The sequence below is a fragment of the Enterobacter cloacae complex sp. ECC445 genome (assembly GCF_021892025.1).
Classification (GTDB): Bacteria; Pseudomonadota; Gammaproteobacteria; order Enterobacterales; family Enterobacteriaceae; genus Enterobacter; species Enterobacter chengduensis.
Genome location: NZ_JAKLRZ010000008.1, coordinates 55,635 through 77,260 on the forward strand (window position 1 = coordinate 55,635; position 21,626 = coordinate 77,260).

The 21,626-nt window shown below is 58.3% G+C and carries 23 protein-coding genes; 2 read left to right on the forward strand and 21 right to left on the reverse strand.

Annotated elements, in window-relative coordinates:
- Positions 1-7: 7 nt before the first annotated feature.
- The 3 genes from hpaD to hpaG are packed head-to-tail and all read right to left on the reverse strand — an operon-like array spanning position 8 to position 3,602.
- A complete protein-coding gene (gene hpaD, locus L6R44_RS09505) occupies positions 8-859 on the reverse strand; it encodes a 3,4-dihydroxyphenylacetate 2,3-dioxygenase (RefSeq protein ID WP_237423991.1) in 852 nt (283 codons plus the stop codon).
- A gap of 2 nt (positions 860-861) precedes the next feature.
- Positions 862-2,328, reverse strand: a complete 1,467-nt coding sequence (gene hpaE / locus L6R44_RS09510) for a 5-carboxymethyl-2-hydroxymuconate semialdehyde dehydrogenase (RefSeq protein ID WP_237423992.1) — start codon at positions 2,326-2,328, stop codon at positions 862-864.
- Positions 2,325-3,602, reverse strand: coding sequence for a 4-hydroxyphenylacetate degradation bifunctional isomerase/decarboxylase (gene hpaG, locus L6R44_RS09515; protein ID WP_237423993.1), 1,278 nt, complete (start codon positions 3,600-3,602; stop codon positions 2,325-2,327). The genes hpaE and hpaG overlap by 4 nt, the downstream gene beginning before the upstream one ends.
- 269 nt (positions 3,603-3,871) lie before the next feature.
- Between hpaG and hpaR the strand changes: the two genes are divergently transcribed.
- Together hpaR and tsr are read left to right on the forward strand one after the other, a co-directional pair.
- Positions 3,872-4,312, forward strand: coding sequence for a homoprotocatechuate degradation operon regulator HpaR (gene hpaR, locus L6R44_RS09520; RefSeq protein WP_023334396.1), 441 nt, complete (start codon positions 3,872-3,874; stop codon positions 4,310-4,312).
- A gap of 83 nt (positions 4,313-4,395) precedes the next feature.
- Positions 4,396-6,060, forward strand: a complete 1,665-nt coding sequence (gene tsr, locus L6R44_RS09525) for a methyl-accepting chemotaxis protein (RefSeq protein WP_237423994.1) — start codon at positions 4,396-4,398, stop codon at positions 6,058-6,060.
- A 94-nt stretch (positions 6,061-6,154) separates the two neighbouring features.
- Here tsr and L6R44_RS09530 read toward each other — a convergent pair whose 3' ends face one another.
- The 18 genes from L6R44_RS09530 to L6R44_RS09615 form a co-directional block, all read right to left on the reverse strand.
- Entirely contained in the window at positions 6,155-6,661 is a 507-nt protein-coding gene (locus tag L6R44_RS09530) for a GNAT family N-acetyltransferase (protein WP_237423995.1), read from the reverse strand.
- A gap of 29 nt (positions 6,662-6,690) precedes the next feature.
- On the reverse strand, positions 6,691-7,164 hold the full coding sequence (locus L6R44_RS09535; protein ID WP_237423996.1) for a hypothetical protein: 474 nt from the start codon (positions 7,162-7,164) through the stop codon (positions 6,691-6,693).
- Position 7,165: 1 nt separating this feature from the next.
- Positions 7,166-7,906 carry a winged helix-turn-helix domain-containing protein gene (locus tag L6R44_RS09540; RefSeq protein WP_237423997.1) on the reverse strand — a complete coding sequence of 247 codons (741 nt, stop codon included), beginning with the start codon at positions 7,904-7,906 and terminating at the stop codon, positions 7,166-7,168.
- 127 nt (positions 7,907-8,033) lie between these two features.
- The gene (locus tag L6R44_RS09545) at positions 8,034-8,990 is read right to left on the reverse strand and encodes a Csu type fimbrial protein (RefSeq protein ID WP_237423998.1); all 957 of its coding nucleotides are present in this window, start codon (positions 8,988-8,990) and stop codon (positions 8,034-8,036) included.
- A complete protein-coding gene (locus L6R44_RS09550) occupies positions 8,981-11,272 on the reverse strand; it encodes a fimbria/pilus outer membrane usher protein (protein WP_237423999.1) in 2,292 nt (763 codons plus the stop codon). The genes L6R44_RS09545 and L6R44_RS09550 overlap by 10 nt, the downstream gene beginning before the upstream one ends.
- Positions 11,193-11,969 carry a fimbrial biogenesis chaperone gene (locus L6R44_RS09555; RefSeq protein ID WP_237424000.1) on the reverse strand — a complete coding sequence of 259 codons (777 nt, stop codon included), beginning with the start codon at positions 11,967-11,969 and terminating at the stop codon, positions 11,193-11,195. The genes L6R44_RS09550 and L6R44_RS09555 overlap by 80 nt, the downstream gene beginning before the upstream one ends.
- 2 nt (positions 11,970-11,971) lie before the next feature.
- Positions 11,972-12,469, reverse strand: a complete 498-nt coding sequence (locus L6R44_RS09560) for a Csu type fimbrial protein (protein ID WP_032643960.1) — start codon at positions 12,467-12,469, stop codon at positions 11,972-11,974.
- A gap of 32 nt (positions 12,470-12,501) precedes the next feature.
- Positions 12,502-13,044 (reverse strand): helix-turn-helix transcriptional regulator, encoded by a 543-nt coding sequence (locus tag L6R44_RS09565; protein WP_237424001.1) that lies wholly within the window; start codon positions 13,042-13,044, stop codon positions 12,502-12,504.
- Complete coding sequence (locus L6R44_RS09570; RefSeq protein WP_237424002.1) at positions 13,041-13,679, reverse strand: EAL domain-containing protein; 639 nt, start codon at positions 13,677-13,679, stop codon at positions 13,041-13,043. Before L6R44_RS09570 ends, L6R44_RS09565 begins: the two co-directional genes overlap by 4 nt.
- 179 nt (positions 13,680-13,858) lie before the next feature.
- Entirely contained in the window at positions 13,859-16,150 is a 2,292-nt protein-coding gene (gene opgB / locus L6R44_RS09575; protein ID WP_237424003.1) for a phosphatidylglycerol--membrane-oligosaccharide glycerophosphotransferase, read from the reverse strand.
- A gap of 270 nt (positions 16,151-16,420) precedes the next feature.
- Positions 16,421-16,903 (reverse strand): DUF2501 domain-containing protein, encoded by a 483-nt coding sequence (locus L6R44_RS09580; RefSeq protein ID WP_237424083.1) that lies wholly within the window; start codon positions 16,901-16,903, stop codon positions 16,421-16,423.
- An 82-nt stretch (positions 16,904-16,985) separates the two neighbouring features.
- Entirely contained in the window at positions 16,986-17,723 is a 738-nt protein-coding gene (dnaC, locus tag L6R44_RS09585) for a DNA replication protein DnaC (protein ID WP_032643964.1), read from the reverse strand.
- Entirely contained in the window at positions 17,720-18,265 is a 546-nt protein-coding gene (dnaT, locus tag L6R44_RS09590) for a primosomal protein DnaT (RefSeq protein WP_237424004.1), read from the reverse strand. The genes dnaC and dnaT overlap by 4 nt, the downstream gene beginning before the upstream one ends.
- A 148-nt stretch (positions 18,266-18,413) precedes the next feature.
- Positions 18,414-18,842 (reverse strand): organic hydroperoxide resistance protein, encoded by a 429-nt coding sequence (locus L6R44_RS09595; RefSeq protein ID WP_013095463.1) that lies wholly within the window; start codon positions 18,840-18,842, stop codon positions 18,414-18,416.
- Positions 18,843-18,924: 82 nt separating this feature from the next.
- On the reverse strand, positions 18,925-19,377 hold the full coding sequence (locus L6R44_RS09600) for a MarR family winged helix-turn-helix transcriptional regulator (RefSeq protein WP_032643967.1): 453 nt from the start codon (positions 19,375-19,377) through the stop codon (positions 18,925-18,927).
- Positions 19,378-19,418: 41 nt separating this feature from the next.
- The gene (locus L6R44_RS09605) at positions 19,419-20,060 is read right to left on the reverse strand and encodes a TetR family transcriptional regulator (RefSeq protein WP_045327560.1); all 642 of its coding nucleotides are present in this window, start codon (positions 20,058-20,060) and stop codon (positions 19,419-19,421) included.
- A gap of 67 nt (positions 20,061-20,127) precedes the next feature.
- Positions 20,128-20,601 carry a threonine/serine exporter gene (locus tag L6R44_RS09610; RefSeq protein ID WP_020885295.1) on the reverse strand — a complete coding sequence of 158 codons (474 nt, stop codon included), beginning with the start codon at positions 20,599-20,601 and terminating at the stop codon, positions 20,128-20,130.
- Positions 20,592-21,368, reverse strand: a complete 777-nt coding sequence (locus tag L6R44_RS09615; RefSeq protein WP_077064149.1) for a threonine/serine ThrE exporter family protein — start codon at positions 21,366-21,368, stop codon at positions 20,592-20,594. Before L6R44_RS09615 ends, L6R44_RS09610 begins: the two co-directional genes overlap by 10 nt.
- Positions 21,369-21,626 lie beyond the last annotated feature (258 nt).

Below are 21,626 nucleotides of genomic sequence, written 5' to 3' on the forward strand. Positions count from 1 at the left end.
TGGCTCCTTACGCGGGCAGCGGGAAAACGGCGTTGACCTGGCCGGTGCCGGAGCTGGCGAACAGCTCGGTGAGAAACTCCACCTTGCCGTCGTATTGGTCCCAGCCGAGCATGCCCAGCAGCATCACCGTGTCGTGCATGTTGCCCTCGCCGTAGCAGTAGTCGGCGTATTCCGGCAGCATGCTGCAAAACTCTTTGAACTGGCCCTCGCGCCACAGCTTCACCACCCGCTCGTCCATCTGGCGGTCGAACTCGCGGGTGTAGCTGTTCATCCCTTCCTCGGCGCGCTGGTCGTCGATAAAGCGGTGCGACAGCGAGCCGCTGGCGAGCACCGCCACGGTGCCGTCGTATTTTTCGATGGCGCTGACGATGGCCTCGCCCAGCCTGCGGCTGTCGGCGAAGTCGTGGACCGTGCAGAACGCCGAGATGGAGACCACCTTGAAGCGTTTATCCGCGTTCATGTAGCGCATCGGCACCAGCGTGCCGTACTCCAGCTTCAGGCTCGGGATGTTGTGCGCCTTGGCGCGCACGCCGAGCTTTACCGCCTCGTCGGCAATCAGCTGGCCCAGCTCCGGGTTGCCGTCGTAGTCGTAGGTCATGTCGCGGATAAAGTGCGGCAGCTCGTTGCTGGTGTAGACGCCCGAAAAATGGTCCGCACAGTTGATGTGGTAGGCGCTGTTTACCAGCCAGTGGGTGTCGAAGACGATAATGGTATCGACGCCCAGCTCGCGGCAGCGCTTGCTGATTTCTTTATGCCCGTCGATGGCCAACTGGCGGCAGCCGTGGTTTTTCCCCGGCAGCTCGGAGAGGTACATCGACGGAACGTGGGTGATTTTTGCCGCTAACGCTAATGTACCCATGGTCAGATCCCCCATTTTGGAATCGGATGGTCGCCCATGGAGATGCAGACGTTCTTCATCTCCGCGAACACCTCGAAGCTGTACTCCCCGCCCTCGCGGCCGGTGCCGGAGGCCTTCACGCCGCCAAACGGCTGGCGCAGGTCGCGCACGTTCTGGGTGTTAACGAACACCATGCCCGCTTCGATATTGCGCGCCAGGCGCAGCACCTTGCTGACGTCCTGGGTCCAGATGTACGACGCCAGGCCGTACTCCACGTCGTTGGCCAGGCGCAGGCCTTCCGCTTCATCCTTAAACGGCAGCAGGCAGGCCACCGGCCCGAAGATCTCCTCCTGCGCCACGCGCATGCGGTTGTCGACGTCCGCCAGCACGGTCGGGCGCAGGAAGTTGCCGCCGCGAAGGTGCGCAGGCAGATCGGCAGGTTTGTCCGGGCCGCCCGCCAGCAGGGTCGCGCCCTCTTCGATGCCGAGGCGGATGTAGCCGGAAACTTTTTCCCAGTGCTGCTGGCTGATGAGCGCGCCAACGTGGGTGTTCGGATCGGTCGGGTCGCCCACGCGCAGGCGGCCGGCGCGCTCGGCAAAGCGCTTCACGAATTCCGGGTAGATGCTCTGCTGGATGAAGATGCGCGAGCCCGCGGTGCAGCGCTCGCCGTTGATGGAGAAGATGGTGAACAGGGCGGCGTCCAGCGCGCGCTCGAGGTCGGCATCCTCAAAAATCAGCACCGGGGATTTGCCGCCCAGCTCCATGGAGTACTTCTTCAGCCCGGCGTTTTTCATGATGTTGCGCCCGGTGGCGGTGCCGCCGGTAAACGACACGGCGCGCACGTCGTGATGGCGCACCAGCGCGTCGCCCGCCGTCGCGCCGTAGCCCTGCACCACGTTCAGCACGCCCGCCGGAATGCCCGCTTCGAGGGCCAGCTCGCCCAGGCGGTCGGCGGTCAGCGGCGAGAGTTCAGACATCTTCAGCACCGCGGTGTTGCCGAGCGCCAGGCACGGCGCGACCTTCCAGGTGGCGGTCATAAACGGCACGTTCCACGGCGACACCAGCGCGCAGACGCCCACCGGCTGCACCAGGGTGTAGTTGAGCATCTTGTCGTCGACCGGGTAGGTTTTGCCGTTCATCTGCTGGCACACCTCGGCGAAGAACTCGAAGTTGTGCGAGGCGCGCGGGATCAGCACGTTTTTGGTCTGGTGGATCGGCAGGCCGGTGTCGGCGGTCTCCATGGCGGCGATCTCCGGAACGTTCTGGTCGATCAGATCGCCCAGACGGCGCATCAGGCGCGCGCGCTCCTTCATCGGCAGGTTAGCCCACTTCGGGAACGCCTCTTTGGCGGCGGCGACGGCCTGATGGATTTCCGCTTCTCCGCCGGAAGCCACTTCAGCCAGCACCTCGCCGGAGGCCGGGTTGGTGGTGTGGAAGTAGTCGCTGCCCGCGACGTTTTTACCGTTGATCCAGTGGTTAATCTTTTTCATTTTGCCGTCTCCTCACTCACAATTCGGTTCACCAGGCGTCCGACGCCCTCCACTTCCACCACCACTTCATCCCCCGGCACCACGTCGGACAGCCCCTTCGGCGTGCCGGTGGCAATCATGTCGCCCGGCTGCAGGGTCATAAAATCGCTCAGATACGCGATCAGGAACGGAATGCTGAAGATCAGATCCGCCGTGGTACCAAGCTGTCGCAGCTCGCCGTTGACGAAGGTGCGCAGGGCGAGGTTGTGCGGGTCGGGAATAGCCTCTTTTGGCACGACGTTTGGGGAAATGGGGGTCAGCCCGTCGCGGCTTTTCACCCGCAGGTTCGGGCGGTAGTAGTTCTCGAGATAGTCGCGGATGGCGTAGTCGTTGCAGACCGTGTAGCCCGCAACATAGTCCATCGCTTCGGCTTCGCTCACCTTGCGCGCGGTTTTGCCGATGACCACAACCAGCTCCGCTTCGTAGTGCATGTACTCGACGTTGTTCGGGCGCACCGAGGTCTGGTTGTCGCCGTTAAAGGTGTTTGGCGCTTTGATAAAGACCAGCGGCTCGGTGGGCGGCCTGAAGTCCAGCTCGCTGGCGTGGTCGGCGTAGTTCAGGCCGAGGGCAAACAGCGTGGCGTGCGGCGGCGTGCGGCGAGCGACAGGGACGTCGCGTTCGTCCACCACCGGGTTTTCCAGCGGCGGAAACCCTTTTGCCAGAATGCGTACCCGGTCTCCGGGGCGGATCTCAACGCGGCTATGCGGGGTGCCGAGCAATATCGCATCGCCGGGATTGAGGGTCGCGAACTCGCTCAGGGCGCTCAGCAGCTCGGCGGCGTTACGCTGCAGATCGGCCGTGTTCCAGTGGTCCGCCTCGCGGCCGTTAATCTCGGTGATGAGGGTCAGGTTGTCCACGTTATCAACGTTGACCAGCTCGCCCAGCGGGCAGAATCCGTCCCGGCATTTGGCCTTGATCGCCGGGCGGTAGAAGCTCTCTTCCGGCAGGCTCACCTCGTTGGCCAGCGCATACCCGGCAATGTACGCCGCCGCGTCCTCCACGCGCACCCTGCTGGCCGTTTTGCCCACCACCAGCGCCACCGTCGCGCCGCTCAGCACCGTTTCCCCCTGCGGGAAGGGAATGGGATCGCCTGCGCGGCTCATGGTGTTATGCGGTTTGATGAACCACACCGCCGTTTTCGGCGGCGTGCTGTAGGGGGCTTTTTCAAACGCCTCAGCCCAGGCGTCGCGCTGGCTTAGATGGTTGAGGGCGACGGCAAAAACGGTACCTTTCATTCACATACTCCTCAGGCCGGATGTCCGGTTTGGATTTCATTAATATGTTAATGATCTGGTTTTATGCTTTTGCTGTTTATTTCGCAATCAGAAGTGAAGGATTTGTGATATGAATAACAATAAATTTACATACTGGTTTTTATATTGATTAAAATCAGCGTGTTAACAAAATTGGCGGGTTTCTGTTAGACTTTTTGGCAGAAAACGTGTTGTTTATAAAAACATCTTTTATGAATTGTTTACTTGTTAATGAAGGGCGGGGAGAGGCTATGCATGATTCATTAACCATCGCGCTGCTACAGGCGCGGGAAGCGGCGATGTCGTACTTCCGACCCATTGTGAAGCGACATAACCTGACCGAGCAGCAGTGGCGGATTGTGCGCGTGCTGGCGGAACATCCGTCGATGGATTTTCACGATCTGGCGTTTCGCACCTGTATTTTGCGCCCCAGCCTGACCGGCATTCTGACGCGCATGGAGCGCGACGGCCTGGTGCTGCGCTTAAAGCCGGTGAACGACCAGCGCAAGCTGTACGTGTCGCTGACCAAAGAGGGCAATGCGCTGTATGAGCACGCCCAGGCGCAGGTGGAAGAGGCGTACCAGCAGATCGAGGCGGAATACACGCCGGAGAAGATGAAACAGCTGACGGCGCTGCTGGAAGAGTTTATTGAACTCGGAAACCGGCATAACGCAGCGCGGGAAGAAGAGTAAAAACCACAAATTCCAGGATGATTTTCGTAAAGTTTTCCCTTTCCAGGCCGAAAATTCTGTATCTGTCTGAGGAAAGAGAAAACATGTTAAACCGTATCAAGATTGTCACCAGCTTAATGCTGGTTTTAGCGATATTTGGCCTTTTACAACTCACATCCGGTGGTCTTTTCTTTAATGCTCTGAAGAATGACAAAGAGAATTTCACCGTCCTACAAACCATTCGCCAGCAGCAGTCCACGCTGAACGGCAGCTGGGTAGCGTTGCTGCAAACCCGTAATACCCTGAACCGCGCGGGTATCCGCTACATGATGGATCAGAGCAATATCGGCAGCGGCGCGACCGTGAACGACTTGATGCAAATCGCGTCTGTGTCTCTGAAGCAGGCGGAAAAGAACTGGGCGGCCTATGAAGCCCTGCCGCGCGATCCGCGTCAAAGCGATGCGGACGCGATGGAGATTAAGCGTAACTATGATATTTACCACGGCGCGCTGGCGGAGCTGATCCAGCTTCTGGGCGCGGGCAAAATTAACGCCTTCTTCGACCAGCCGACCCAGAGTTACCAGGACGGTTTTGAGAAGCAGTACGTGAGCTACCTGCAGCAGAACGACAAGCTCTACCAGACGGCGGTCGAAGACAGCAACAGCTCCTACAGCCAGGCTATCTGGGTGCTGATCGGCGTCCTGATTGCGGTGCTGGTGGTGATTGTGGCCGTCTGGCTGAACATCAAGCAGACGCTGATCTCCCCGCTCAATCGACTGATCGACAATATTCGCCATATCGCCAGCGGCGACCTGGTGAAGCGCATTGAGGTTCAGGGCACTAACGAGATGGGTGAACTGGCCGACTCGCTGCGCCATATGCAGGGCGAGCTGGTGCGTACCGTTGGCGACGTGCGTAACGGCGCGAATGCGATCTACAGCGGCGCGAGCGAAATCGCGATGGGCAACAACGATCTCTCCTCCCGTACTGAACAGCAGGCCGCTTCCCTGGAAGAGACCGCTGCCAGCATGGAGCAGCTGACGGCGACCGTGAAGCAGAACGCCGAGAACGCCCGTCAGGCGAGCCATCTTGCGCTGAGCGCGTCCGAGACCGCGCAGAAGGGCGGCAAAGTGGTGGATAACGTGGTGCAGACCATGCGCGATATCGCCGGCAGTTCGCAGAAGATTGCCGACATTATTAGCGTGATCGACGGGATTGCTTTCCAGACCAACATCCTTGCACTGAACGCGGCGGTAGAAGCGGCGCGCGCGGGCGAGCAGGGTCGTGGTTTTGCGGTGGTGGCAGGTGAAGTGCGTAACCTGGCCCAGCGCAGCGCCCAGGCGGCACGCGAGATCAAGAGCCTGATCGAAGACTCCGTGGGCCGCGTGGAAGTGGGCTCAACGCTGGTAGAAAGCGCCGGTGAAACCATGGGTGAGATCGTGAACGCGGTAACCCGCGTAACGGACATTATGGGTGAGATCGCCTCTGCGTCTGACGAGCAGAGCCGCGGTATCGACCAGGTGGGTCTGGCGGTCGCCGAGATGGATCGCGTGACCCAGCAGAACGCCTCGCTGGTTGAGGAATCAGCCGCGGCGGCGGCCGCACTGGAAGAGCAGGCGAGCCGTCTGACGCAGGCCGTGGCGGTGTTCCGCATTCAGCAGGAGCAGATGAAAGCGCGCGAGTTCGCTGCGGCTAAAGCGGTTTCCGCGCCGGCGATGGCGCGTAAAACGGTTACCGCTGACGCAGGCGATAACTGGGAAACGTTCTAGTCCTGTGCGCGTTGTGCCGGGTGGCGGCTGCGCCTTACCCGGCCTACGGTTCGCGGTTTTGTAGGCCCGGTAAGCGCAGCGCCACCGGGCGGTATTACAGAGGTAGACGCATGGCGCAGCGCGCTTCATACGTGAAACCGTGCGCTGTCTCTTCTTCTCTTTTCTGACGCAGTTCAGGCGTGAGTTCAGTGACGTATTCAAATCCCAGCCGCGCATAGAACGGCGCATTCCACGGGACGTCCCGGAACGTCGTCAAGGTCAGCGCTGTCAGCCCCTTTTTACGAGCATGGTCTGCCACGCGGGCGATAAGCTGCCTGCCGATCCCATTTCCCTGCCGGTCCAGATCAACCGAGAGTTCGACAATAAACAGTGAAGACGGATGCGCTTCGGCGAGGATAAACCCGACGGGGCGGTTATCTGCCAGCGCAAGCCAGCTTAGCCCACGATCGGCGTACGCAAGGTGCTGCTCAGCGGAAATGACCTCCCCATCGGCAAGCCAGGCGAGCGTCGGGTCTTCACGAAAGCGCGCGCCCGCCGCGCGTTCAATGGCGGGCAGGGCGGTAACGTCGCGAGGGGTGGTGGGGCGGATATGAATGTGCATGGCGGCAAGTATAGCCTGAGCCGTCGACATTATTCCGAGCAGATCAGCACCGGTGAGTAAAAATTGCTGATCACCAGCGCGTCTTCCGGCGTGCGCTCTATCGTCAGGAGCCTTTTATTGCCCAGCGTCAGGCCCGCGACGTATTTTTCAAAGACCCCGGGCGGCATGGCGTCGTGGCTAAAACGCTCCACTTTTTGAATGGTAATCTCATACAGTTCGCCCTCTACGTGGCGCCATTTGAACATCTCCTGGCGGGAAACCTCCCAGCTGCGCGGCGCATTCACCACGCTGCCGTTTAGCGTGATGTACCCCGTTTTGTCGGGGTGAAACCGCATAATGATCTCGCCGTCAAAGGTGAAATCGTGGCTGTCGCGCCGGTCGGAAAAGGTCAGGTTTCCGTCGCAGGCCACCGACAGCGGGGGCGTGTGAAAGTACCACGCCAGCGCGGCGCCCAGCATCAGCAGGTTGAAGATGAGGATTAGCCAAACTTTTTTGTGTCTCATATCACCACTCATAATAGTAAAGCGTCCGGCAGGCGCTGGCTTTACCCTGCGTGAGGGAACATTGGGAGAGCACCAGCCGCCCTTCGTGGCCGTAGAAAAGCGTTCTCTGAATGTGCATGTAGAAGATGGAATTTTTCAGGCACGGGAGATGACCGTCCTGCTGGAGCGCTTTGGCCAGCCCGATCGCCCGCTCATGGAACACGTCCGCCAGCGGCGTAAAGGTGTAGACCGGACACGTGCCAATATGGGTTAGCAGGTGGATCTCCCGCTGATGGCCTGTCGGCCTGATTGCCGTTATCCAGATGCACAGCGCTACGACCGCCAGCGTCAGCGCAACGCAGAACAGCACGTCCGGTCGAACGCGCCTTACGGATGTCGCCGTCCTGGCCGCCGGGCATGGCTCCTCCAGCGCGGTGACCGTGACCTCTGCGCTGAGCATAAAGCCCGTTTTAGGCACGGTGACGATAAACAGCGCGTCGGGAAGCAGGCTTGCCAGCAGCTTGCGCAAAATGCTGATGTACTGGTTTAGCGAATTGTTCGACCCCTGCAGCCCGCGGCTGTCCCAGACTTCATGCAGAAGCGTTTCTCGTTCGACCACGTTCCCATGATGCTGCACCAGCAGCTTCATGAGGGTATTGGCCGTGCAGGTGAGGAGCTGCACATCCTCCTCCGGTGCATTGATAAGAGAAAGAGAACCGTCCTCGTCGTTGTAGACGAGGGCGTCAGCAAGCAGGTATTTCATAAGTTGTTGTAATACAGACAGAGATAATGAATGTAAGGACAGGCCTTTCGCCTGATTAAGCAGAGCTGTTGGCTATTTTAGCGCCATTGTTACCGATAACATTGATCCAGGCAGGATTTTGCGCTGTTTAATAAGTCAGCGTAACGATCACGTCATCGCTGAACTCCCCCGTGCCGGTCAGAGGCTGCGCCGGGACGTCGCCGTAGACGGTGTAATTTTGCGTGCCGCCAGCGGGGTGAGTGACCTGCATCGCGTCGCCGCTGCTTTGGTCGCCCCAGCGCTGCGTGGCCCCCGCATCCTGCCAGAGGCCATAGCGCAGGCACTGGCCTCCCTCGTTGCATAGCTGCCGCTGGTTGCCGCTGGCATGATTGCCATTTCCCATCGCGAGCGTGAATGCGGTATCGGCCGGGCAGCGCGTGGTAAGGGTTGCCGTCGAGCGCGTCGGGCGCAGCGTGGCCGTGCTGGTCAGGGTGCCGAAATTAAGCGGGGTGACGCGCTCGATGAAGCATCCCTGGCTGATTTCGGCCTGCGCACTGGTGCCGCCCTGCACCTGTTCACCTTCGGCGGAGCCGTCTGAACAGTTCTGAAGGGCATCCTGACGGGAGGCGCTGTGCCATGCAATCCGCAGATTCATGTTGTAGTTGTAATAGTGGTAGGCCGGAAGCTGGCTTTGCCCTGCGGGTAGGGTGGCGATCAGCGGAAAGGTACCGCTGACGTTGGCGTTGCTTTCCGCGGCCAGGGTCTGCTGAATCAGGTTCCAGCTGCCGGCAGGCCCCAGCTCCTGAGAGCGGGCGACGCCGTTAAGAAGACGAAAAAGCAAGGTGTATTGCTTACCCTCCGGGTCTCCCGGGGAGATCATCTGAAAGGGCGGGGCGTCGATGCTGCTCAGGCAGACGCTGATGTACTCTGTCGTCCCGAGGTTATCCGCCTGGCAGCTAAATTTTACCTCGGTGTTGACGGAGGCGGCATTGCCCGCCGCGACGTTGCCAAAGTTAATGGCGGGCGTGGAGGTGATCCAGCAGGCTGCCGCCATCGCCTTCACGGACAGGACGAGCAGCAATAATAACGGCGCTCTTAGCGACACGGTTGTTCTCCGATATTCTGTATAGATGATGCGGTGCGCGGGGCCGGAAGCGTGACCCGGCACTCCCCCTCACCGGTTTTCACCAGCAGTTCACCCGGCAGGGGCGGGTCCTCAAGCCAGATAAACCCGTCGCGTCCCACGATGGTGGCGCCGCGAGGCGTTGAGACGATGCTGCCCAGCGGGAGCGGCGCGCCGCGGCTGTCGACCAGCCTGGCCTGAACCGTCACGGCGTGATGGATGTTGAAATCGACTTTTACCGCGCTGCCGTTACCCGGTCTGGCATACATGTCGGTGACGGAGGCAATCACATCGGAAGGCAGATCCAGCGGATCGATGGTGACTTTGCTGTTGTGGTAGCGCGGCAGGTCGGTCAGCAGAAGGTATCCCTCCTCATCGGTTTCGCCTGCCGGGCGGTTTTCCAGCATCACCGGCACGTGCCCGATACCGCGCGTTGAGACCAGCGCCAGGCCCTGCTCGCTGTAGCGCAGGGCGTGCAGGCTGTTATCCAGCAGCGTCAGGCTACCTTCGGCTGAGGCATACTGATTGCGCGCGTTAGCGCCCTGCTCCAGCCCAGCGTGCCACTCACCGGCGTGGCCCAGATAGCCTACGTCTGCATACTTTTCCCGGTGTTCGCCAACGCTTTGCCCCAGCTGCCATGACCAGCCGCCGGTCTGGTCGTCTGGCTGGTGGCGATAGTCCATACGCGGCGAATCCTGATTTGCCTGGAGCGAGAGGCTATCCTGCCGCCCCAGCGGGAGCGAGAGCAAAAGCTGAACGTTGCTCGACGCGTCCGTAAACGAGCGGGTATAGCTCAGCGTGGCGGAGAGATGCGCCGGTAACAAAACGGACCACGAGGCGTTGAGATAGCGTTGTTTGTTGCCCTGAATGTCCTGTTCTACCCAGCCCACGCCGGGCGTGCCCAGGTGGGAGAATGAATGGCTCAGCCAGACGCTGTCGCTACGCCTGACGGGCGCGGCACCGCTCATGCGGGCATTGTCGGCGAACGCCGCATCGGTACGCACGGTGCTGGCAGATATACCCGTCCCGCCGCCGTTCCATTGCCAGCCCAGGCCCCACTGCGTTCCCTGGCCGTAGGGACTGTCGCTCACCGCGACGTGCTGGCTGACAATGCCGGCGTCGGGGGATATCAGCCAGTCAACCCCGGTCCCGACGTTGCGCAGTTTGCGCTGCTGCTCCGTATGCAGCGCCAGCGTCAGGTGGTTATTGACCCCATAGCGCCAGCCGGCGTCGAGCAGCGGCGACGCGGCATAGTCGTCGGAACGCTGGGCGTAGTTTTGCCGCATCCAGCCGATATCCAGCGAGCCGCTGCTGAGCCCTTCGGCCAGCATTCCCGGTGCCCCGTACACGTCGAGCTGAACGGTGCGCCGCTGGCCGTTGATGTCGGTAATGACCACCTGCGCCTGCCCGCTTCCGGTGAAGGAGGGCAGGGTATCAAGCATGAATTCTCCCGGCGTGACGCGCTTGCTGCCCTGCTTAAGTCCATCGATGTACAAATCAACCGTTGAAGGCAGAACCGCCGTATCGCTATAGCGGCTACGCGGTTCGGTGTTGAGCTGGGGATCGAGTTCAAAATTTCGCGCCCAGTGCAGGCCGCCAAAGCGAACCTGTCGGCTCCAGCGCGCGCCCGTGGTGATGCTGTCTCCCAGCGCCAGGGTGGTCAGCGAATCGGTGTTGTCCCACTGCCAGCGGGTTTCCAGGCGCGTATGGGTGGGCCGGGCGGCGCTGTTTTCCTCCCCGGCATGGCTTGAAAAGCTGCTGCTGAGCGTCCCGGGCAGCACGCCGGACGCGGTCAGCTGGGTCTGGGCGTTCAGCTGGCGTTTACCCTGCGCATCGCTGGCGTAGAGGGTATAGCCGAGGGTCAACGCGCCGATGGGCCGGGCCTCGGGATAGACGTACTGCGGGGACGATTTATCGAGCGTCAGGTGTTGCTGTCCCCCGAGCGCCTTCGCCTCGGCCATAATCGACACCTGCTGGGCAAGCAGGTCAATATCCACCTTTAGCCCCGGCAGGGCCGTGAGTTCCACCCATCCGCCGCGGTCATCCGGGGCGTGAAGGCCCAGTTTTTTAACGTCGCTGCGGCTCATCCACAGCGCATCGTCCTCCACCCGGCAGGCCCACAGATCCCCTCGCGGGGCGTGATTCACGGTGATGGCCAGCCATTGGACGGTGTCGGCGTGGCCTTCAGTGCGGGCTGACAGCATCAACGGTAGCCAAAGCAGGAGCGCGAGAAGCGAGCGGGCGCAGGGGTATCTGGCTGGCATGATGGTCATCGTTGAGGTAGACGCGCAACGCGCTGAGCGTATGGCGTGATGCTTGCTTAAGTTTCACAAGAGCGGTCTGTCCGGGCAGGACATAGCCCGCCAGGCCTTTAACCGATCCCGCAACCTGCCCACTGGCCGTCAGGGCCTCAAGATGGCTCAGGCGAATATGGCTTTTTCCGCCGTTATAGCAGCGGATTGCCGCCGCGCCGTCTGCCTGTTCACAGCTCAGGGCATCGTGGCCGATGGGGGTATTCTGGTCTCCGGCAATAAACACCGGAATCGAATAGCGCAGCAGGAAGTGCACGCCGTTAGGATTGGCCGCACGGGAAAGCGTGTCCGGCAGCTCGTCAATGACCAGCCGGTAGCTTTGCTCCCGTTCACGGATGTTCGGCTGCATGACGATGATGCGGACCAACTGCTGCTGGCCCGGCGAAAGCGCGGTCATCGCCGGGCTGCTGACGACCTCATCGGTAGCGGTTAAAACGTCCTGACCGTTTTTTTGGGTCCATTCGTACACCCGTATCTGCGCGTGAATGGCCGCTTTTCCACTGTTGGTCAGGGTGACCGCCGTTGCTCTTTGACCGCCATGCAGATCGAGCGTAACGGGCGCCACCTGCAGCGTGGCGGCCAGCGCGTAGCGTGACAGCAGCGCCAGCAGCATAAGCCACAGAATGAAGCAAGGAAGATAGCGACGCACGATCAGTACACCAGGTTTAAGGTGATGTCGTCGCTATAGGCACCCGCCTGCGCGGTCGTCAGGGCACCTGCGTCAATCACGCCATAGAGCGTCTCTTTCTGCTCCTGGCCGTTGCCGGTGTCGGTGAGCCCATCGGTGCTGGTGATTTGCGTCTGTTTGCCTTCATCCGCAAAGAGTTTCCAGGCAATCTTCTGTGCGCCCGTTTCGCCGTTTTCCGGCTTCAGCCAGAAGGTGCCGCTATCACTGCTATCGCTGCTGGTGGCGGAAAGGGTGAACGGGGTACCGTTGGTACAGACGATATCAACCTGCGTGCTGGCCTGGATTTCGCTCGATTCATCCGAGCCATGGCGCGAGAAGTTGAGGTCGTTGGCTTTGAGCGTGCACGACTTCACGACCTCAAGTGAGACGTGCATCGTCGCGCTTGCGGTGCTGTCTGCGGCGATTGCGGCAACAGGAAGCAGGAGAGCGGAACAACATACAGCAGCGGTGATAATTTTCATGATCGTATTTCCTGACGTGAGTAACAGTGCAATTACAAAGCAAATGACCGAGCGTCCAGCAGGCAGAGTTTTCGATGGAAATCCGCCAGGCTGTGACAGCAAAATTTGTTCATCGCGTTACGCTTGTGGGTGTAGATCGTTTTAGGTGACTTATTGAGGATTTTTGCGATGCGGACCGGACTGAATCCTTTGTGCAGCAGCATGCATACCCGCATCTCCTGATACGAGAGCGTGACGGCGTTTTCGAAGGCGAATGTCGTGTCGCTAAAACAGCGGCTCAGCTGCGCAAGAGAGAGGTTATCCGCCACCACTCTGACCCGCTCGTTGCGCAGGCAGGCGTTAACGTCGCAGACCCGCGCGGCATCCGTAAATACCAGCCAGTTCTGCCCGACGTGCGTATCGCGCAGCAGCGTCTGCAGGCGCAGAAGCCCTTGCGGAGTAACGTCATCAATCCAGTGCATCTCCGGGCAGGGGATAACGGCGGCTGAAATCATCGAGCTGAGGCCAAGCCATAAAAACGCATTGCCGCTCAGGACGATAGCCTGATATCCAGCGTTCGGAATGAAGGGCGTCATTTTCTGCCCCACAGATAACCCTGGCCATAGTCGGCCACGCTGGCACGGGCGAGCGCGAAATCACCCGCAGTTTCAATGCCTTCTATCAGTACCTTGCTGGCGACGCGCTTGCACTGGCGGGTGAGATCCAGGAATTTCGCCTGCTCGGTGCGTCCGCTCCAGAAGGTATGCTTGTCAATTTTGACGCCGCAGAAGCGGATCTGGCTGGTCAGGAGATCGGGAAGAATGTCTTCGCAGACGTCGTCAGCCCACACTTCAATCCCCCACTGGTGGAGCGTTGTGATGCATATCCGCAACGCCTGGCTTTGCGTGCCGTTGAGCTGCACCAGCGCGTGGAGATCCGTTATCTCAATAGCAAGCCTCGCCGGGCAGGGTGTCTCTTCTTTGAGCCTGTCGAGGAAGTCCGTTTCCAGCAGTAAATCCGACGTCGCGTTGAGATAAAACTTGTCGCTCTCCTCGCAAAACATGGCATGACGAAGCTGCGCAAAGAAGTGTGCTTTACGCTGCATCAGGGGCATTGAGTCAAAGTAGTCTTCGAGATTGACGTGGGGCTTTGCCGTGGACAATACCTCCCAGGCAATCACATTTTCACTGCGCAGTGCCCGGATGGATTCGAACTTATAGCCGGTTAGCATGATAAAAGTGCGTAACGCTCCGTGGTGATTTCAGGAGCCGCACATTTTATAGATTGGGTTTTTGGCGGGATATTTATAAATTAAAATGGCTTATATAAAGCATTTCCATCTAATTTATAATGATTATATAGAATTATTTATTTTCATAAGTGCCCGGCAGATTGCCGGGCACATGCGCGTTACCCTTGAGTACTGACGATTTTGATTTCGACCATGCCAATCCCGAGCTCGCGCGGTGAATGCCCAAGAATATTCCCTTCATTCGTCGCCTGCGGGTCAGGCGGCACAATCACCAGCGTATTGCTGCGGGATGGGTTTTCAAAATGCAGCGTGTGCGTGGACACGTCGTTTCCAAGCGTCAGGGTCTGCTCCCGATCGCCCACGCGCACCGGTACGGGCTTGTTGGCGTTGGGCCCGTACGCTCTGGCCGTGATCACGAGGTCAAATTGTTCCGGCAGGGGATGGGTGTACTCAATTTTCACCTCGTTGCCCAGCTGCGCGTTGGACCAGCGTCCCCAGGACTCCGGACGCGAGATGCCGCTAAACTGCTTCACCTCTTCGGGCGCGCCGGCCACGTTAAAGATAAAGCTGTCCGCCTTGTAGCGAATATCGTTATCGACGGTTTTCAGCATGTCGACATTGTGCTGATAGCGCGTGGTATCAATGACCGTATCGTTAAACGCGGTTTTGCCTTTCCACTGGGCGCTATCGACGTGCTGCACGGTTTGCTCCCCGCCAAGCTGGCCCTGAGAGACGCACCAGTCGGTAGAAAGCGCCAGCGGCTGCGACCAGAGCTGGCCCATTTTGTAACATCTGTCGACCCAGACGAAATTATCGCGTGGCGCAAAATCGGCCAGCTGATAGCGCAGCGGCGCGGAATACTCGCTTTCCGGCAGCGGCTCAACGCGACCCTCCGACACGCGCACCAGCAGCGGCAGACGGAATTTGCTCCCCGAGAAGGCAATCGTGTTTTTATCCCGATCGACGGTGAAATCCTTCATCTCTTTCGGGAAGTTCCACAGGCGGATGATGTCTGGCTTCCAGCCGAGGATTTTTTCCTTCATGTTGAGGAACACTTCCGACAGGGATTGCCCCGACAGCGTGCTGCGGCCCAGGCCGATAAAGTTGTCACCACCCAGAATGTCGAGCACGGTGGCGCCGTTATCCATGGAGTTGCGTTTGGTGGCGATCGTCTCCTGCTGCGGCTGGTCGCCGCGCAGGACGAAGAACAGGTTGCTGCGATCCTGCTTGTTGAGCTGGTCCCAGGCGCTGTTTTTCATCGCCAGATGGTCAGACGAGACGACGATGACGGTGTTTTTAAACCAGGGCGAGGCTTTGATTTTCTCGACCAGCGCGGCGATATGCTCCTGACTGCAGGTGACGGCGCTGAAAGACTTGTTGTTTTTGCCCTCAATCTCATAGCTTTTGCGCTTGCAGGTGCGCGAGACAAAACCGTCCGGATGGTGGGTATCCACCGTCAGCGCAAAGAGGGAGAAGCGCTTGCCCTCGCGGGAAAGTTCTTCGAATTTCTTCCAGGTTTCGTCGAGTACCGTATCGTCATAAAAGCCCCAGTCGTTGCGGTAGCTCGGATCGGCAACCGTCGTTTTTAACTCTTCTGAGCCATACAGGTGGTCAAAACCGTGGGATTTCAGGAACACGTCTTTTCCGGCGAAGCGCAGATTTGCGCCCTGCACAAAATAGTTTTCGTAGCCGGAGTTTTTCAGGATATCGCCGAGGCAAACGTTTTGGGGGAAGAACGTCGACATCGAGGCGGAGGCGTTACCTTCGAAAGGCGCGAACAGCGGGATGCCGCACTGGGAGGCAACCATCCCGGCAATCGTATAATCCGTACCGGGCAGCTGCATGGTGTGGCTGAAATCGAGCCCTTCATTTTTCAGCGCCCCCAGGTCTGGCGTCAGGTCAGGGAACGCATCGTTATCAAAGTACGTGCGTTCCAGGCTTTCACCGTAGATATAGACCAGATTGAGCTTCGGGTTGGCGATCGTTTTCGACGGCTCTTTATAGTAAGCCGCGAAATCAGGATCGCCGTCGCGAGACTGGGATTTCACCAGCTCGGCGATCTGATGGAACGCCGGACTGGCGTCGACGGAGGCCAGCGCCAGAAATAACGCCAGCAGGCTGTAGCCATGATGATGCGGATGATGGCGACGTCGACGCAGCACCCAGGCCAGCGCGCCAAAAATCGTCACCAGCGCGACGATAAGGCCGATCCCCGGAAGAATGTACTTGCCCACCCCCGCGCCCGTCAGGCTGTTCGTCAGCGTGTAGAGCACCGCATCGTTAATACCGTCACCGGTAAAGTAATCGCTGGCGTATAAGGTAATGTTTAAAATAATAAAAATGCCGAGCACCACCAGCGTGGCGATAAACCACCAGGTGTGACGGCCGGCTTTGGAGGCGTAAACGCCGACGGAAGCCAGAAAAAGGATAAGAGACAAAAATTCAGACAACAGCATATCCTCGTGACGCCAGATGCTTCGCTGGCTAACTGTTTATTTTTTGGGTCATACAATGTAATTGCGATGTCGTTAAGCTGCAATTTTAGTGTCACGAAAGTGTGCTGTTGTTAGGATTTGGTTTAGAAAATCGTTTTTATGAAGACGTGCACATCCTGACAAACGGACGCTGAGACGGTGGCAGGCAGGAAAAACGCTCATTTAGCGCCGCGTTGCAAGACTATCGCATTAAACGCGGCGTGTTGTGGCAGAAAATGGGATGGATCAGGAGAGGAAATTAACGCCTTGTTTCAGCACCAGATCGCAGGCTTTGGTTTTCACCTGTTTTGCCAGAGAGGAGTTGCCGAGGGTGCTCAGGTTAAGCTGCTGGCCGTTTTGCGCGTTAAGCAGGCCCTGAATGCCGTCCATATAGTTGGTGTCCGCTTTCTGCTCCTGGGTATCCAGACCCAGTTTACCCAACACCTGGTTTTTGACGTTTTGCGCGTCGGTCACGGAGGCCAGCTTTTGCTTTGCGCAATATTCCAGAATCCCCGCCGCGTTGTTCATCGTTCCCGCGCTGAGGCTCTGGGAGCTGTTGCCCAGCAGGCCAGTGAGGGAAGAAGCGGAAAGCCCGCCCTGAGAACTGCCGCTCTCTTTGGTCAGCTGGTTTGCTGCACTCGAGAGGGAATCTTGCCACGACGCCGCTTGCGCTGCGCCGGTCACCAGCAGAGCGCCTAAAAAGGTGCTGATTAGAATCTGTTTTTTCATCATGGCTCTCTCAAAAAGGTCCGTTTTGGGCCGAAGGGTTCCAGTATATACCTGTGTCCCGCTGGCGATTCCTGGAACTGTCTTAATACTCTTTGCCGGTAACGCGGCTGCGGTAACTTTCCCAGTCGAAGATGACGTACAGGCTGTTACCCAGCTTCATGCGGTCCATGACGCGTTCCCCCAGTAAGCGGGTCATCTCGTCGATGTTGTGGTTCGTCAGCATGCCGGTGGGACGTTTGGACGAGGAGCGGCGATCGACAATCTGGTTGATGATCACTTTTTCATAGCGGGATTCTGTCTGCACGCCAATCTCGTCGATGACAAGCAGGTCGACATTGCTCAAATCGTTAAGCAGCTGCTCTTCGCTGGTTTCGCGGTTGCTGAAGGTGTCTTTCATCGCGGACATGATATCGGCCACGGTGATGATAAGAACCGATTTACCCCGCAGAAGCAGTTCATTACAGATAGCGGCTGCAAGGTGGTTTTTTCCGGTGCCCGGCTTACCGCTGAAGATGAAGCTGGCGATATTGCCGTCGAATTCGTCCACGTACTGCCGCGCGGCGGCCAGCGCGTTCATCTGCCCCGTGGTCTCAATTTTATAGTTATCGAACGAGCAGTTCTGGTGCAGGGGGCGAATACCGGAGCGGTTAAAGGTGCGCTGCATTTTCATCGCCCGGTTTTCCCGGGCGAGCGCGGCGGCGCGGATCTCGCCTTGCTCCTTTTGCCACGCCAGCAGCTCTTCGCCCGTGGTGAAAGCGGGCTTCACGTTAGCAGGCATCATTTTTTGCAGACGTTTCATCAGGTCGCCGACGTTCTTCATTTCGCACCTCGGAATCCGCTGGGGATCTGTTTATCCGGTTCTGAAAACGCGTTGATATCGCGCTTGGGCTGGCCGTTGTTGCTGGCGCGAGCGATCTGCAGATGTCGCGCGAGCTTTTGCTGCCACTGAATATGGGTGAAGACTTTACCTTCTGCCTGCCACCAGGCGGTGAACGCGGCAAGCTCTTCCGCGGTGGCCGGTTGGGTTAACGCAATGCCCCACAGCGCGGCCTGCCGCTGGAAATCGGCATCCGGCTGCCAGCCCGCGTACAGGGCAAATTTGCCCATCGGTACGGTCGCGGGGAGGTTAACCGGTTCGTCAAAGAACTGGTTGTCCAGCGTGACGTCGCTCGCCGGGCGTGACAGTTGCGCTTCGATCTCCAGAAGCCGTGCCAGACGTTCCGGCGTGATGGCGTAAAACGCCGGCGCGTTGTCGGCAAAAACCGCAACCGTGCCGCCTTCGGCGTGGCTCAATACACCGCGCGGGTCGCGCATAAAGGCATCAATGCCAGCAATGCTGGTGGTCAAAATTCTGGAGGACATAACGCTTACTCTACTGATTACTACGGGCGTGATATGGGCTTATGGTAGCACAGAGAGGGGAAAGGGAAGGAGGGGATTTCCCCGGTGGCGCTGCGCTTACCGGGGCTATGGTAGTAGGCCTGATAAGCGCAGCGCCATCAGGCAGTTATCACGCGATGATGTTCAGCGTCACGTCGATGTTGCCGCGGGTCGCGTTAGAGTACGGGCAAACAATGTGCGCCGCGTCCACCAGCTTTTTGGCTTCCGCTGGATCCATACCTTCCACGTGGATGTTCAGTTTTGCTTCGATACCAAAGCCCGTCGGCAGCGGGCCAATACCCACTTCACCTTCGATAAAGGCCTCTTTTGGCAGGGTAAATTTGTCGCGCGCGGCCACAAACTTCATCGCGCCCAGGAAGCAGGCAGAGTAGCCCGCAGCAAACAACTGCTCAGGGTTCGTCACTTCGCCGCCCATGCCGCCCATCTCTTTTGGCACGCCCAGCTTTACGTCCAGTACGCCGTCGGAGGAGGTGGCGCGACCGTCACGGCCACCGGTTGCTTTGGCTTTGGCGGTATAAACGACTTTTTCTAAAGACATGGCAGGTTCCTCATTTTGATTTGTGTGTGCTATTAAATAGCGTGCGATATATATGGGTGATAATCACGCGTAAAGTATAGCTTTACGCGCGGTGTAGCTGTTGTCGCAAAAGTTCGAGCTGCTGTTTAAGCGACAGCAGGGTGTCGGTATCACACTGCGCGGCGCAACCCACCGCCTGGGGGATACCCAATGCCTGCTGCTGAAGCTCACGTCCCGCGTCAGTCAGGGTGACGGCGACCTGGCGTTCGTCTTTGCGAGAACGGTGGCGGTTGATGAGCCCGGCGCTTTCCAGCCGCTTCAGGAGGGGCGTCAGGGTCGCAGAGTCCAGAAACAGCCGTTCACCGATGTCCGAGACCGTCATATCATCCTGCTCCCACAGCACGAGCATCACCAGATATTGCGGGTAGGTCAGGTTCAGCGGCGCCAGCAGTTGCCGGTACAGCTTGTTAAGCGCCAGGTTTGCCGAATAGAGGGCAAAGCAGAGCTGGTTATCCAGCTTGAGCGCAGCGGTTGCGTCGTTCGTTTTCGCGTTCATGAAATGAATATAGATAGTGCACGATATAATTGCAAGCAATTTTATGGGCAGGTATAACGGAGCGCGACCTGAACGGCCATTTTGCGGTAGTGCTGGCGCTGGGCCTGTTCGTCCGCACCGTCTTCAAACAGGAGCGTGAAGGTGTAGCTGTTGGCCACGTAGTGAAAGCTGAAGCTGCTGATCAGGCGGTGAAGATCGCGGGCGTCAACCGTCTGGCTGAAGAGCTGTTTTTCTTTCCCTCGGTGAAGGATACCCTCCAGCAGGTCGAGCGCGCTGCGGTTGACCTGGCGAAGATAGCTCGACTGCTGCATGAAGCGGCCGCGCTGCATGTTTTCCATGCAGATAATACGGATGTAGTCAGGGTGGTCCGCATGATAGTCAAACGTGGTTTCGACCAGGTTGACCAGCGCTTCGACGGGCGGCATTCCCGCCAGGCTTAGCGCTTTTTCACTGGCGCGAATTTGTGTGTAAACATGTTCCAGAACCAGAAGATAGAGATTCTCTTTGTTCTTGAAATGGTAAACCACCATGCGTTTGGTGGTACCCGCTTTTTCCGCGATCTGCTCCATGCGGGCACCGTTTAATCCATACTCGGCAAAAAGCGCGATGGCGCTCTGAAAAATTTTCTCTTTCAGGCTGGATTCTTCACCGTGCTCAGGGTGTTCGCTGCCAGGGTTAGCCACATCCTTTCCTTATTTTGACCAAACGGAACAGAAAGATTATCTCCATGGCGGCGAAATAACACAAATATCAAACGCGCGGGCGTTTGCGGTACAGCCACAGTCCGGGAATCGATAGCCCGATAGAGAGCGCGCCGACGATGGACGACGCCTTAAGAAAGTTGCTCAGAAGGAGGATCATCTGAGGCTCGGTGTAGCCAAAATGGCTGATTTTCACTGCGGAAATCATCGCCGTGTAGGCAGAAATGCCCGGGAACATCGGGATAACGGCGGCAACGGTGAACACTTTCGGGTGCGCAAGATACCAGCGCGACCACTGGATGCCGATACTGCCGACCAGCATGGAGGCCATGAACGTTGACCATTCGATGTTAAAACCCGCGGTCATCATCACCATCCGCGAGCCATGGCCAATCGCACCCAGCAGCGCACACCACGGCAGCGCGCGTTGCGGGACGTTAAACACCATCGCAAAGCCGACGGCAGGAATGGCGGCCAGAAGCATGTCCTGCGCCAGCGCCAGCAAAAAGTCGATCACGCCCATCCGCGTAGCCCCCAGAGTGTCATAGCCATGACGACGCCGATGCAGGTCGCCAGCGTCAGCAGGCTGGCGATAGCCCAGCGTGCCAGACCGGTATTGATGTGCCCTTTAAACATGTCGGCGACGGCGTTAATCAGCGGAAAGCCCGGGACCAGCAGCAGCACGCTGGCGGCCATGGCAATCGTCGGGGTATTGGCAAACTGCGGCAGGCGCAGCAGCAGGCCGGAAACCGTGGTGGCAACAAACGCGGTAATGCAGAAGTTAATTTGCGGGTGCATCTGCCGGTGCGTCAGCAGCTGGCGAACGTACATGGCGATACTGCTGGCGAAAAAGGTGACGATTGCACCATCCCAGCCGCCTTTATTGAGCTTGCAAAAGCAGGCGCAAGAGAGCCCCACCATCAACACGACGAGCCAGCGCGGATAACGTAATGGCTTGATCTGGTTGAACCGTTTTTCAATTTCATGGAGATCGAGAAGCTTATGTTCAGCCAGGATGACGATGTGCTGCACTTCGGTTACGACGTGCATGTTAATGCCGCGGTCATGGTTTTTGCGGGTGGAGGTCAGGCACTGGCCGTCCTTGATCGTGGTCAGCACAATGGCGTTGGATGAGATCGCGCTTTCAACGCTATCCATACCCAGCGCCCGTCCCAGCCGGGTGGAAAGCTCCTCCACCAGCGCGCTTTCCGCGCCGTGCTGGAGCAGAAAAAGACCGCACTGAATACATAGCCGCGTGATAGCACGCTGCGTTGACCGATCTGCCTGCATGTATTGTCCCGAAGAGATGGAAAGTTGCCGGTTGAACCATAGTGATTACTTTTAGCACAAAGTGCCGTGTCTCTTGCTCTGGGCCAGATCAAGGTTTATGCAAACAGTTTCAGCCCGTGTCGCGAACGAGAGTGGGGGGTAATTTATTAATACGGTGAATTATTAATATGGAAATATAGAATATTTGTATTTAGTTATTCTAATTTTATATTGTCGTTATTTTAACGGCTTCGCAATTAAATTTATTTGCGCTTTATG